Raw genomic sequence first — 13,005 nt, 5'->3', positions numbered from 1 at the left:
ACCCTATGGAGTAGAGAAGATGAATATTGTAGAAATCCCGTTACCGCTGTTGCGGAATGAATTATCAGCCGTATCTTTTTTATCCTGCATCGACGAGGAAGAACTTGAGGCACTTGCACAGTTTTCCCAACTTTGCGCATTTGACGAAGGTGAGGTGCTGATTGCGGAAGGTACTATAAACGCCGATTTGTATATTTTAATGAGCGGCTCTCTTGACGTGATAAAGCAGGGAAAATGGAATAAGCAGGTACACGTTGCAACGCTAAAAGATCACGCTTCGGTTGGTGAATCGGCGCTTCTGGAGGATGAACTCAGTACCGCAACGGTACGCGCTGCCGAAGATACCGTCGTACTAATCCTTTCCCGCAGTCAGTTCAAAAAATATATTAACGCTTATCCCAAGGCGGGATTAGTAATGATGACATATATCGTTTTCAGTCTTTTGCAAAAGCTGCGCAGCGCAAACGAAGAGCTTGCCGATGAACGCAGTATGGAATTTGCACAGGAATATTTAACCGCAATGGTCGATATGTTCCAAGAGACTGAACAAGACGACAGCTCCGGCTCAAACGATGAGGCGCGATAATTCCGCGATTAAATCTTTACCGTCCCAAATAGTGTCCATCTCCATCGCCTGCCCCAACGCGACGATTCGGTCAATACCTGCCGAACGTCGCTGCGCAAAAAAGTGCGCAAGTTCTTCCCGCCGATAGCCTTCCGCGCAGAGCGTCTGCACCTTGAACGAAAGCAGCGGCAGTAGTTCCTCTTTATTGCGGATTTCGGTTTCAAAGAAAAAGCCGAATGTTCCGCGCAGCGTCTCCACCGCATTGGCGGGCAGCGCTGTAAGACTTGCGACATATAAAAGGTTACCCGCATACTGTTTGACAGAAACATCCGCCGGCAAGGTCATCGCAGAAAGGCACAACTGCTCGTATTTCCGCGCCGCTTGATAAGCGCCGAACCGGTACGCCGCTTGAGCCTCCGCCGCAACTTTTTCCCACCAGCGGAAGCGGACTTCGGGGTTACCGCCATCGTTTTCCCACACGACAAGGTGCGGGGCGGAACAGGCATTTTGATCCATCAAATACGTATCGTTGTAAAACCGGTGCACCCATGCGGCGAGCGTTTCTTCATCCGCTTGGGAAAACGCCGCTTGACTGAACAGCGCAAACGACCAGCGGTCGGGGAATACCAGTTCAACTGCATGAGGCGGAAGCGGCAGTGCACGTATGCGGCGTATTGTTTCGTCCCCGCCCCACACTACCCGCGCATCGCACTCTGCCATATACGCAGCGGTTACAGCGTCATCCCTGCCATAGCTGATAAACGATGTCCGCCGTTTTATTGGTTCAAACTCAGGGCGATCCAGCACTCGGCCGATGCAGGCGCAGAGCATTGTAGCGATTTCGCCGCCCCGTTCCGACAGCCGTACGATGTTTGCGTTCCCTGCAAGCAGCCCGATTGTATATGAATAGGCAAACATCGTCGGTACGTTTGAAGGCGCAATGTGGAATGCCAGCCCCCGACCGAGACGCGGAAAAGGCGAAGCATGGCGTTTAGCCAAGGCTTCAAGATGCGCCCTGCGGCACCAGAAGCCGAATGCAGCAATCTCCGGTATGGAATGCAGTTCCGATGCGCCGATTTCAGCCGATACCGCAGCAAGGAACTCCATTGCCTCAGGTGAAAACACGGGATATGGTTCTCTTTCCGGCTGCAAAACACCTGCCAACAATGTTACGGCGGCTTTTTTATCACTGCTTGGATCAGTAATTTGCCTGCTTATTACGGCGCTTTGCGGCGATATGATAACTTCATCGGTTTTCGTTTGCATGGGCATCATCCTTCATACGTGTCGCTGCATCCCCTTATTTCCGCGCGCGGGATACGTCCGGTAATGGAAAAATACTTACCGAGCCGCCCGCAGGGACAGTCATCCTCTCCCAACAGCACACCGGTATCCTCAGTCAACAGTGAATGTCCCGGGAACGATCCGGGCAGCGGCGACAGCACCTGCACAATCCCCTGCTCCCCGACACCGCACACGCTGAAATCCTTTGCTCGCCTAAAAAGCACGTCAGACCAAATGCTTGCGTGCAAATGCCCCTCAGGGCATTCCATATAAATACAACCGGTCTGTTCCGCCATACCGTAATAGTTGCTGATACGCGCAATGCCGGTCGCAGCGGTTATTCGCGCTTTAAACTCTTCCGGAGAAACAGCCTCGTTAATGAGGTTCTTCCAGCCGCCGCCGTGTATCAGTATCCCATTCGGAATATCGAAGCGTATTTTTTTTTCTTCAAGAACACGGATTACGTGTTTATAGATGATAAAGGTAAAACCGAAGGCGAGCACCGGCTCATTCGCATGTTCGGCAAGAAAGTTTTGAACAGCCGGAATATCCAGCTCCATATTTTCATCAAGCGCGTAACAGGTACGGGAAGCCAGCAAAGAGAAGCCCAAGATACCGGCTCCCCGTGCCGAAAACATCTTCCTGTCCCGCAGCGTTTTTTTCGTATCGAATACCAAATAGGGAATTCTATTTTCACCGGCAAAATCGGCAATAATCCGGTACAGCACCTGCTGCTGATTCGCCGCCGTTTCCGCATCCAAATAAATCTGCGAAACACGCTGACCGGTCGTTCCCGATGAGGTGAGCGTTTTAAAAATCGCTTCTTCGGGAACACTCTTGAGTGGAAGCTCCTTAAAAACCGATACCGGCAGCATCGGCGCCGTCTCCGTAGAAAAAACAGCGTTCTCCGGAATTCCTAAGGCCTTTAACAGCCGTCCATACGGCTCGCAATGGCTACGGTGAAACGCCGTCCGTTTCGTCAGCAGTTCGGTGTACGCCGCCGCTTTTTCTTGATGCGTCAATGAATACGGTTTCAGCTGTATAAATTTATCTATGGTCATGATAGTTATAATCCTTGCCGTGGCCGGGATAAATATGAATACCGACAGGTAATGTTGCTAAGAAAGGTTCTGTGATTTCGTGATAGTCTTTTTCACTGCCGCCGGGAAGCCGCAAAATCACTTCCCTGCCCGGCAACAAATAATCGCCCGAAAAAAAAATATCGTCATCAAGAAAAATACCGACACTGCCTGCGGTATGCCCGGGCAACGGCACAAAGCGGAACGTATGCCCGCGCCAGCCCAACATACAGGCTTCGTTATATGTTTTATCCGCAGGGCGGCACACAAACGGGGTATAAGACACGCCCGACTTGCCGAAAAAAGTGAGATACACTTCCATCATCCGCGACATATTAAGCCGCGCATTCTGCATCCCGATATTGCACTGCTCACTCGCCATCACCTGTGCATCAGGAAAGCGCTCCCTCATCGGCTCCAAACCGGCCGTATGGTCGCAGTGCTCATGCGTTAAAAGTATCCATTCAGGCCGCAAGCCTTTTTGCTCCAACACCGAAAGCGGCCCCGAAGGATCGTTCGGATCAATCACCACGCAGGGAGCAACCTCGTTCCCGTGTCTTTCTTTATGTTCGTATATAATATAGCAGTTGCTTTCGGCCAGAGGCTCCGTCCACACCGAAATCGCTACGGCAGACACTTAAATCTCTACACCGTATTTCGCCAGAATCGTTTTGCCTTTCTCGTAAGTTGAAAATTCCAAAACATCCAGCGTACTTAAATTAATTCCGAACGTTTCTTCAATAAGACCCACCAAATCCATGTGCCCAACCGAATCCCATTCTTTCAAACCGCGGTACTTTAATCCGGGTAAATCCTCTTGTTTCACCGGAAAATTTTGTAAAAAAATGCGGTCATATTTTTCAAGATTTGTCATTTCCATCTCCGCCAAGGGGATGTCTCAAAAGTCGGTTACTTTTTTCGCCATCCCCGACGAGTTTTAAATTAAGTTCTTGTATATCAATGACTTAATTTAAAACATCGCATCTAAATCTAAGGAAACTGTTCAAAAACTGTTTCGCAATCCGCTTTAGCGGATATAATGAATAATTTCCTTACAGAAAAAGCCGATAGGCTTTCAGTTTTTAAACAGCCTGTAATTTTTAATTATATTGGGCGTTCCGGTCGGTCAAAATATCCTCATCCGAAACATTTTGACTGACCGTCGGGCTTTTCGGGGATTGCACTAAACCTGTTCGGAAACTTCCGTTTCTGAACAGGTTACCTTAAAATGCGATGTTCTAAATCGTGCTATTTGTGCGATTTAGAACTCGGCGACCTATTCGACAACGCAGTTATCGAATAGGTCTAGTATAAAACGGCTCCAATGAGCCGTTTTATGTACCGCCGTTATAGTTTTGAAAAATTACAACGGCGCCCCTTCAATCCCTAACGCGAATAACGCTCTCAGGAAAAACGCATCAGGTTGTTTCTTCCATATCCGCCACGGATGGCGGCGATACTAATCAGCAGCAAGTTTTTCGCTAGAAAAACTTGACACGAACATTGTACAAGGAAGTACAATGTTCGTGTTTCCCGCAGAATAATTGAGGCCATTCAACCAGAGTTGAACCGTTGGTTCAAATGGTCTCACAGCCTCAATTATTCTGCGCTTTTTTATCTACTCTGCCTGATGCGTTTGCCCTCCAGCCGGAAAAAACGTACGAAATTTTATTTAAAATTTCGTACAGAAGGAAAGCAGCCGCTTAAAATATATCCGATGCGGCTGCCATAAGAATATATTCCAGCGTTATATTCCGTTTTAATATTTGCAGTTAAAGCGCTTTTCGAATTCAGCTTTTAATTCTTCGCGGAAATCGGGATGCGCAATTGCAATCAGATTATGCGCACGCTGCTTTAATGTCAAGCCTTTCAGCGCGGCAATGCCGTATTCGGTAACGACATAGTCCACATCATTGCGGCTCGTGGTAACGGCAGCGCCTTCATCCAACAGCGGAACGATCTTCGAAATCTTGCCCTTTACCGTTGCCGGCATTGCCATAATCGAAACACCGCCCTTGCTTGCGGATGCGCCGCGCACAAAGTCAACCTGTCCGCCGACGCCGGAGAACTGCTTAAGCCCGATGGTTTCGGAAGCGACCTGTCCCATCAAATCTACCTGTACGCAGGAGTTAATCGAAATCAAATAATCGTTCTGTGCAACGATGAACGGGTTATTCACATAGTCGACCGGACGCATATCGACATCGGGGTTATGATTGACAAAATCATACAGTCTTTTGGTACCCATCAAGAAGTTGACGATAAACTTCCCGGGATGCAGCGTCTTTTTCTTGTTGGTAATAACACCCGCTTCTGCAAGTTCGACTACGCCGTCCGAGAACATTTCGGAGTGGATACCCAAATCTTTTTTACCTTTAAGGAACAACAGAACGGCGTCGGGAATAGCGCCGATACCGAGCTGGAGAGTTGCTCCGTCGGGAATAAGCGAGGCGCAATGCTCTCCGATTGCTCTTTCTATATCGCCGATCTTAGGCGGCGGCAATTCAATTAACGGTTCATCATACTCGACAATAAAGTCGAGGTCTTGTACCGAAACGAGACTGTTCGGGCCTGTCCACGGCATTTCCTTATTGACCTGCGCGATAACGGTTTTTGCCTGTTTTACCGCTTCCTGTGTGTAATCGACGGATACGCCGAGTGAGCACATACCGTTCTCATCGGGCGGGCTGACGGTTACCATTGCCACATCGACCGGTAAGGTTGTTCTGAACAGCCGGGGAATTTCAAAAAAGAAGCACGGCGTATAATCCGCACGTCCTGCAGCAACCGCTTCGCGTGTGCTTCCGCCGACAAACAGCGCATTGTGCCGAAAGTTTTCGGCATATTCAGGCTGGCAATACTTACCGCCGCCCATTGCAACCATGTGAACGATTTCGACATTTTTATATGCCGCAGCGTTATCCACCATCGCATTCACCAAGTGAGCAGGTTCACCGCAGGCATGGCCGATCACAACGCGGTTTCCCGACTTAATGTGCTTGACAGCCTCTGCAGCAGTTGTCAAATGCTCCTGATAATACTTCTTCCAATCAGACATACGATACTCCTTTCCATACATTTTTTATGTTTTGAAATACGTTCGTGCGCTACACAAACGTATTTCAAAACCCGTTAAGAGTGCTCGGAAACTGCGATTCCCGAGTATTTCTTTAAAAACATCCGTTCCCTTACCGCATGGCAAGGGTTACTTCGGCATCGGCGGCTAAATCACCGTCCGAAAAGATTTGGCCGCGGCAGCTCACCCAGCCTAATTCCACCCGCTCTTCCAAAAGTGTACTGTAGATTTCGAGCGTATCGCCCAAAAGAATTTTTTTACGGAAGTTCGCTTTTTTAATTCCCATAAAGAGCGGGGTTTTACCGGCATACCGATCGAGCGTTAACAGCAAAATGTCCGCCGCCTGAGCAATCGCTTCAACGGCGCACACTCCCGGAAATATCGGATTATCGGGAAAGTGTCCTTTTAACAAACTCAATTCAGGCGTAACGGAAAAGGATGCCTTAACTTCCTTACCGGGAACAAGCGTAGAGACCGTGTCGATAAACAGCATCGGCGGCCGCTGCGGCAGTATTTCCAACACTTGCTCATGGGTTAACGAACGCTCCTCTTGTTTCGCACACGCTTCCGCACAAACTTCTTTAATAAAATCCCTCGCCGGTAAAAGGTCTTCCCAGCCGCCGATTTTAAACAAGCGACCTGCCGGTACGGAAATATCATCGCGCTTTGCACAATCGGTCGGACAGCCTGCAACGATAAGCGCGGCCGGATAGGGAGTCCCCGGCTGTACCGTTACGAACTCAACCTCCGGCACAAGCGTTTCAAGGCGGCGAATAACGGCAACACGGTCGTACCGGTTGTTACATCCGCCGCAATAGCGCACACCGATCGGAATCTTATCCGCCATGGCGCTGTTTCAAAATAGACCGAGCTTCATCCAATAAACTCTGGCTCACTTCATGTATGAGAACAGCTCGTTTTACTTCAGGCATGTGTTCCATCAGCTCTGATTGGATAAGATTCTCCGTCGTAAAATCGGCAGCAGGACAGCCGGCACAATGCCCATGCAATTTGAATTTAACTACACCGTCCGTAAAATCCACTACCTGCATATCGCCGCCATGTGTCCGCAGCAACGGACGTACATAGGTGTCCAATGTTTTTTCCAACTCTTCGTACATGCCGTTCCTCCTTTTGCCAATCGATTTTTTACAAAGCGCCGATTACTTCATTCGATTTATCTCGAATAGGGAATTAATCGGCTGCATAGAGGCTGTCCCAAAAGTCAGTTATTTTCAAGACAGCCTCGTACTATTTATTCATACGGAGAGCTTAATGCCCGCCGTTTCCCGACAACGCTCTACGTTGGGGGCGATAATTAGTTTTCCGCCTTTTCGGCCTAGTTTGCAGCCTCTTTTTTATTCGAATCATAAAGCAGTGCAAAAAGAACAAGACCGACAACAAGTCCCCATGCAGCGCCGCGCATTGCTAAAACAGCGCCCATAACACCGCAAATACCGCGTTCAATATTGGTTTTGCACATATTCATCGCAAGCTGCGTACAAATATATCCTTGTACGATCAGCGTTAAAGACAGGGCAAGCGGCAAAGACGGCTGCAAAAGCGAAGAAATAGGCAGCAATGCAACGGCTACGAATGTCGAAAGACGGAACGTACCGAAACCGCTGTAAATTGATTCCATCGCTTTCGGACTTTCCTTATAACGCTGAGAAACTGCTGCGGTAACAGCTGCCCACAGCGGGCCGCACATTTGCGTATATGGACAGGTCATTGACATTGCCACGTTACGAATACCGCTGACGAGGTTCGAACGGTTTGCGTTAAAGTCGATCTTTTCATCCTGCCGAACTTCATCGGCTTCTCTGATGAGCGCTTCCGAAGTAACAAAGTCACCGAATGCAATAATATAGGTAACAATTGCTACAGGCACTGCTGCAGCCCAAACTTTCATACTCGGCCATCCGATTGCGAATGGAGACAGCTGATTCCAAATATCCGCAAAATCCGGCACTTTAATAAGCGGCCACCATTGTACATGGGGAATGGCAAATTCGCCGGCGAGCGGCCCCACTACGACACCAATTAAAATTGCAGGCAGCATTCCGAATTTACCGATTGAATCGATAAGTTTATTCTTCCTACGCATATCCGCCCAGATCGGGCTGAATAAACAAAAATACGCCACGATAATTCCGATAGTGATGGAAATAGGATATTTATCAAAACGGCCGGTAGTTTTAAATTCACCTAAAACAGCCGCAATACCACCACCCATCAAAACACCGGCTTTTACGGAATTCGGCACGACTTTAACCATCTTACCGCCCAAACCGGTGATGCCGAATACCAAAAAGATAAGCCCGAGACACATCTGAACGGCAATCAATGCCTGAGTCCGCTCCGGTCCCATTACATAGCCGTTTGTTAAGAAGGCCGTAATCAGCGGAATTGCAGGTGTAACCCATCCCGGAACAACAGGGTCGCCAAGTAACACATGAAACGTGTAAAAGAAGCCGTTGATGATAACCATCGATAACGCTACTTCATAGCTTACGCCCAAGACTTCGGTTAATACCGGAATAGCCCCCAAACAGGTCGCGCACATAAAGAGTGCTTGAAACATCTCCGGAAAAGACCATGCATAGTGAATGAAAGGCAACCGAATTTTAAACGGTCCCGCCGGCCAATACGCTTGCTCACCGCCATACTCACGATAGCGGCTTTTAAACTGCATCTGCGCATCTGTCATAAAAAATTCCCCCTTAAAGCCTTTTCTTAAATCAAGACTTTATCATTTACCCCGAAGGTCATTCGACACTACGGGTTATAGTTATATATAAGCAATATCTATGCCAACCTCTAAAATATCAGGGTAAGCGTATCAGACTATTATTTAACAGCCCCCAGAATAAGTGGAGGTTGTTAAACCAGAATTGAACCTCTTCGCGGTTCAAATGGTCTCACAACCTCCATTATTCTGCGCTTTTGTCTATTTTGCCTGATACGCTTACCCTTCTTCTAAAACAAACCGCATGAAATTTTTTTCAAAATTTCATGCAAAAGGAATGCAACCGTTTGGAATATTTTTAATACGGTTGCCATATATACTTCTAAACCTTCCCAACCCTGTCATTCAAAGACTTCGCCGTAAAGTAGGAAAAACAATACCACATTTTACTATATTTTATATCGATAATTATCTTATTTTAAAAAAAGCTGCTTTTTAGCATTTCCATAGGGGCATCAGCAGTAATACAAACAGTTTAAATGTAAACTATATCTAACTTTAGCAAGTGCCTTTCATGCAGCAGATTGGTTCATTTTTAAACCATTTACCCTAATCGATTCATAAATGAACCAACATCCGGGTATTCCGACGTAAACCATCAGGGTTTACAGAGGGGCGGAGCATCACACTCAGTACATAGATAATCGAAAAAAAACGATAGCTACAAGAGTGCTTATTTTTCCTTACTGTGCGAAATTTCAAATCAACAACCCCGACGCTTGCGTCGGGGTATTAAACCCTCCGCACGAATAAAATTTCGCACAGTTTTCCGGTAAAAGAACAAATATATCAGGCAGATGATGATATAGATAAAAATCCTAGAATAAGAGACTGTGATTTTGGAAGCAGTTTTTCCGTTAGCCTTTTAAAAATAGGCGAGATAGATATGAGGCATGAACAAAAATTATCCACAGGCGTGCTTTTGCACGTCGAGGATTAATTTTTATGAAATAACGAAGTAGATACTCGCATATTTTTAAAAGGACAGGTTGAACAGCCCATAATTATTCTGCGGGGATTAAAAAAATGCCTGATACGTTTGTTTTGCATATATTGGCATAGAAATTGCTTTACTATTAGTAAGGCGTCTATCCTGATAGACAAATAAACAAAGTAAGGAGTATGCACATGGCACTTATGACAGGCGAACAGTATGTTGAGAGTATGCGTAAACTGAATTTGCAGGTTTACATGTTCGGAAAAAAAGTTGACAATGTTGTTGACAATCCGATTCTTCGACCGTCCCTGAACTCGGTGAAGGCTACTTATGATCTGGCTCAGATGCCGGAATATGAAGATTTAATGACCGTTAAATCTTCCTTGACCGGAAAGAAGATCAACCGATTTACACACATTCATCAGAGTACTGAGGATCTGATTAAAAAGGTAAAGATGCAGCGGCTTTGCGGACAAAAAACCGCGGCTTGCTTCCAGCGCTGCGTCGGTATGGATGCGTTTAATGCCGTTTTCAGCACAACGTATGAGCTCGATGAAAAATACGGAACGCATTATCATGAAAACTTCAAAAAGTTTATTCAGCATGTTCAGGATGAAGACCTGACCGTAGACGGTGCAATGACCGACCCGAAAGGAGATCGCTCTTTGGCGCCCCACGCTCAGACCGATCCCGACTTATACCTCCATGTCGTGGAACGGAGAGCCGACGGTATCGTCGTTCGTGGTGCAAAAGCGCACCAAACCGGTTTTATCAACTCGCACGAAGTTATCGTTATGCCGACTATCGCAATGGGCGAAGATGATAAAGACTATGCAGTAGCCTTTGCCTGCCCGACCGATGCGAAAGGTATCTTCATGATTGTCGGACGCCAGAGCTGCGACACCAGAAAGCTGGAAGGTTCCGAAATCGATGTCGGTAACTCCACCTACGGCGGAACCGAAGCTTTGGTTATCTTCGATAACGTATTTATTCCGAACGACCACATCTTCCTGAACGGCGAATTTGAATTTGCCGGTATGCTGGTTGAACGCTTTGCAGGATATCACCGCCAGTCTTACGGCGGATGCAAGGTCGGCGTCGGCGATGTTCTTATCGGTGCGGCGGCAGTTGCAGCAGACTATAACGGCGCTCAAAAAGCTTCTCACGTTAAAGATAAGCTGATTGAAATGACCCACCTGAACGAAACGCTGTACTGCTGCGGTATCGCATGTTCGGCTGAAGGCACCAAGACCAAGTCCGGTAACTACCTTATCGACTTGTTGCTTGCCAACGTCTGTAAGCAGAACGTTACGCGCTTCCCGTATGAAATTGCACGTCTTGCAGAAGATATCGCAGGCGGCTTGATGGTAACCGCTCCGGCAGAATCCGATCTGCGCGATCCCAAACTCGGACCGTACGTTGTCAAATACTTACAGGGTGTTGCCTCCGTTTCTACCGAGAACCGCTTACGCATTCTCCGCTTGATCGAAAACCTGACCCTCGGCAGCGCTGCAGTCGGTTACCGCACGGAGTCCATGCACGGCGCCGGTTCTCCACAGGCACAGCGTATCATGATCTCTCGCCAAGGTAACCTTGCAATGAAGAAAAAGCTTGCAAAGGATATCGCGAAGATTAAGGAGTAATTATTCTTCCTTAATTCTTAATTTAAGGAATGGATAGTACGAGATAAGGCAGGGCCAATAACCCTGCCTTTTTTTAAAAATGCTTTACCAAACTGTTATCCATATACAACAGTTTTGCTCTAAAAACTCGGTATTCTTTTAGAAGCTACCGAAATAACTGAAGGAGGAAATATATGAGTGACCAACTCGCAACTGCAAAGATGCCGGAGCACTTCAATGAAGGAAAATTTCCTTTAAAGAAGAGAGAATTCGGCGGCGTACAGCCGTACATTCCGCTCGGCCCATTCAATTTACGTATTCCGCTGATCCATCACGAATGGTCGTGGACGGAAATGCTCGCGGCATTCTTTCTCGGCGTCGCCTGTCTCGGTGCAGGAACCGCTACCACAATGACAACTTTCGGGTTCGACAATCCGGAAAACATCGCGGCACTGGGAATGACGGAAAACAGCGTCTTTTTAATGTCGCTAACATTCGGCGTACTGAACGCTATCTGTTATTATCTGCCGTCATTATTGGGCGACCCCGTCGTCCCCGGCTGGATTACCCCCGCACTCCCGCTTACCTTAAAGTATTTGGCACAATGGGAACTGCCTAACTACGCAACAGGAAATGTCGATCGCGTCTATGCAATGATCGCCTTGCAAATGGTTGTAGCGCTTTTCTTTTTAATCATGGGTGTAACCGGTATCGGACGTAAACTGGTCGATACGGTACCGCGATCCATTAAGGCGGGTATCGTATTGGGCGCCGGCGTTACCGCAGGTATCAACGTATTCCAATCCCGTATGCCCAAAGCACCGATTACCGTTGTTATCGCCGTATTAATGTCCTATTTCTTCTTATTTAACTCGACCTTTGCAAAGGCCGCTGCAAAGAACAAAACATTAGAGACGATCCGCAACCAAGGCGTTGTTCCGGCACAAGTGTTTGCCATCGTGTTGGCGCCGTTCCTTATCAAAGAAATAGCCGTGCCGAATATTCAATGGGGCTTTACACCACTTTCTTTTGGTTTTGTGCTTGAACACTTCACCATTTTTGGCTTAGGAATGCCGGCTACAAAATTCTTCTTGGCGGCATTGCCGATGGCGCTTACTGTCTATATTATTGCATTCTCCGACTTTGTTCTTGCAAAAGAAATTGTTACCGAAGCAACTGCTACTCGCGATGATGAAACCGTTATCTTCGATGCCGGACGATCAAATCTCGTGTCATTCCTCCGTAACGGCATCATGTCGCTCTTTGCACCGTGGGTTCCCATGTGCGGTCCACTGTGGGCATCAGGCTTACTGACCATTACGGAACGATACAAGAGAGGATACAAAACCTTACACAGCTACTGGGACGGCGTCTGTACGTTCCGTGCTGCAACCGTTATTGCCGTTTTAATTCTTCCGCTCGTTACGCTTATCCGTCCGGCTTTCGCCATATTCTTCGGCATTACGATGGGTGTTCAGGCTTTTGCCTGCGGTAACGTCGGTATGACAATGTGTACCAACCGTAACGAAAGAGGTATCGCCTGCGTTATCGCTTCGGCGCTCTGCTTCTACACTCCCGGATGGGCACTGCTTATCGGCATTATCCTGTGGGCTGTTATCGAAGGTACCGAACTTTTTACTAAAAAGTCCGGCGACCAAACAGCCGCATAACACCGGTCAAATCAGTATGAAAG

At 47.5% G+C, this 13,005-nt stretch carries 11 protein-coding genes; 3 read left to right on the top strand and 8 right to left on the bottom strand.

What is annotated here, in order from left to right:
* Positions 1-19 precede the first annotated feature (19 nt).
* The gene (locus tag DWB79_RS09420) at positions 20-586 is read left to right on the top strand and encodes a cyclic nucleotide-binding domain-containing protein (RefSeq protein ID WP_016523810.1); all 567 of its coding nucleotides are present in this window, start codon (positions 20-22) and stop codon (positions 584-586) included.
* Here the strand turns inward: DWB79_RS09420 and DWB79_RS09415 are convergent.
* The 8 genes from DWB79_RS09415 to DWB79_RS09380 all read right to left on the bottom strand — a co-directional run bounded on the left by DWB79_RS09415 (position 566) and on the right by DWB79_RS09380 (position 8,714).
* The gene (locus DWB79_RS09415) at positions 566-1,831 is read right to left on the bottom strand and encodes an acyl-CoA reductase (RefSeq protein ID WP_016523809.1); all 1,266 of its coding nucleotides are present in this window, start codon (positions 1,829-1,831) and stop codon (positions 566-568) included. The genes DWB79_RS09420 and DWB79_RS09415 overlap by 21 nt on opposite strands.
* Before the next feature lie 5 nt (positions 1,832-1,836).
* Positions 1,837-2,910: a LuxE/PaaK family acyltransferase gene (locus tag DWB79_RS09410; protein ID WP_016523808.1), complete on the bottom strand. Its 1,074-nt coding sequence runs from the start codon at positions 2,908-2,910 to the stop codon at positions 1,837-1,839.
* Positions 2,897-3,565: an MBL fold metallo-hydrolase gene (locus tag DWB79_RS09405; RefSeq protein WP_016523807.1), complete on the bottom strand. Its 669-nt coding sequence runs from the start codon at positions 3,563-3,565 to the stop codon at positions 2,897-2,899. The genes DWB79_RS09410 and DWB79_RS09405 overlap by 14 nt, the downstream gene beginning before the upstream one ends.
* Positions 3,566-3,802: an acyl carrier protein gene (locus DWB79_RS09400; RefSeq protein WP_016523806.1), complete on the bottom strand. Its 237-nt coding sequence runs from the start codon at positions 3,800-3,802 to the stop codon at positions 3,566-3,568.
* 885 nt (positions 3,803-4,687) lie between these two features.
* Positions 4,688-5,986, bottom strand: coding sequence for an acetyl-CoA hydrolase/transferase family protein (locus DWB79_RS09395; protein ID WP_016523805.1), 1,299 nt, complete (start codon positions 5,984-5,986; stop codon positions 4,688-4,690).
* 130 nt (positions 5,987-6,116) lie between these two features.
* Positions 6,117-6,851 (bottom strand): 3-hydroxyacyl-ACP dehydratase FabZ family protein, encoded by a 735-nt coding sequence (locus tag DWB79_RS09390; RefSeq protein WP_016523804.1) that lies wholly within the window; start codon positions 6,849-6,851, stop codon positions 6,117-6,119.
* Positions 6,841-7,125, bottom strand: a complete 285-nt coding sequence (locus DWB79_RS09385; RefSeq protein ID WP_016523803.1) for a NifU family protein — start codon at positions 7,123-7,125, stop codon at positions 6,841-6,843. The genes DWB79_RS09390 and DWB79_RS09385 overlap by 11 nt, the downstream gene beginning before the upstream one ends.
* A 218-nt stretch (positions 7,126-7,343) precedes the next feature.
* A complete protein-coding gene (locus tag DWB79_RS09380) occupies positions 7,344-8,714 on the bottom strand; it encodes a hypothetical protein (protein WP_016523802.1) in 1,371 nt (456 codons plus the stop codon).
* A gap of 1,167 nt (positions 8,715-9,881) precedes the next feature.
* On the opposite strand from DWB79_RS09380, the gene DWB79_RS09375 reads away from it, so the two are divergent.
* The gene (locus DWB79_RS09375; RefSeq protein ID WP_016523801.1) at positions 9,882-11,333 is read left to right on the top strand and encodes a 4-hydroxyphenylacetate 3-hydroxylase family protein; all 1,452 of its coding nucleotides are present in this window, start codon (positions 9,882-9,884) and stop codon (positions 11,331-11,333) included.
* A 173-nt stretch (positions 11,334-11,506) separates the two neighbouring features.
* A complete protein-coding gene (locus DWB79_RS09370; RefSeq protein WP_016523800.1) occupies positions 11,507-12,982 on the top strand; it encodes a hypothetical protein in 1,476 nt (491 codons plus the stop codon).
* The last annotated feature ends 23 nt before the right edge of the window (positions 12,983-13,005 follow it).

The sequence above is a fragment of the Treponema medium genome, from assembly GCF_017161265.1.
Lineage (GTDB): Bacteria > Spirochaetota > Spirochaetia > Treponematales > Treponemataceae > Treponema > Treponema medium.
This window is presented reverse-complemented; position numbering and strand designations above follow the sequence as displayed.

What these genes read in the sequence shown, in the direction of transcription:
- DWB79_RS09395 (WP_016523805.1), bottom strand. Translation starts at nt 5,986, where the DNA reads ATGTCTGATTGGAAGAAGTATTATCAGGAGCATTTGACAACTGCTGCA.
- DWB79_RS09420 (WP_016523810.1), top strand. Translation starts at nt 20, where the DNA reads ATGAATATTGTAGAAATCCCGTTACCGCTGTTGCGGAATGAATTATCA.
- DWB79_RS09375 (WP_016523801.1), top strand. Translation starts at nt 9,882, where the DNA reads ATGGCACTTATGACAGGCGAACAGTATGTTGAGAGTATGCGTAAACTG.
- DWB79_RS09415 (WP_016523809.1), bottom strand. Translation starts at nt 1,831, where the DNA reads ATGCAAACGAAAACCGATGAAGTTATCATATCGCCGCAAAGCGCCGTA.
- DWB79_RS09410 (WP_016523808.1), bottom strand. Translation starts at nt 2,910, where the DNA reads ATGACCATAGATAAATTTATACAGCTGAAACCGTATTCATTGACGCAT.
- DWB79_RS09390 (WP_016523804.1), bottom strand. Translation starts at nt 6,851, where the DNA reads ATGGCGGATAAGATTCCGATCGGTGTGCGCTATTGCGGCGGATGTAAC.
- DWB79_RS09370 (WP_016523800.1), top strand. Translation starts at nt 11,507, where the DNA reads ATGAGTGACCAACTCGCAACTGCAAAGATGCCGGAGCACTTCAATGAA.
- DWB79_RS09380 (WP_016523802.1), bottom strand. Translation starts at nt 8,714, where the DNA reads ATGACAGATGCGCAGATGCAGTTTAAAAGCCGCTATCGTGAGTATGGC.
- DWB79_RS09385 (WP_016523803.1), bottom strand. Translation starts at nt 7,125, where the DNA reads ATGTACGAAGAGTTGGAAAAAACATTGGACACCTATGTACGTCCGTTG.
- DWB79_RS09400 (WP_016523806.1), bottom strand. Translation starts at nt 3,802, where the DNA reads ATGACAAATCTTGAAAAATATGACCGCATTTTTTTACAAAATTTTCCG.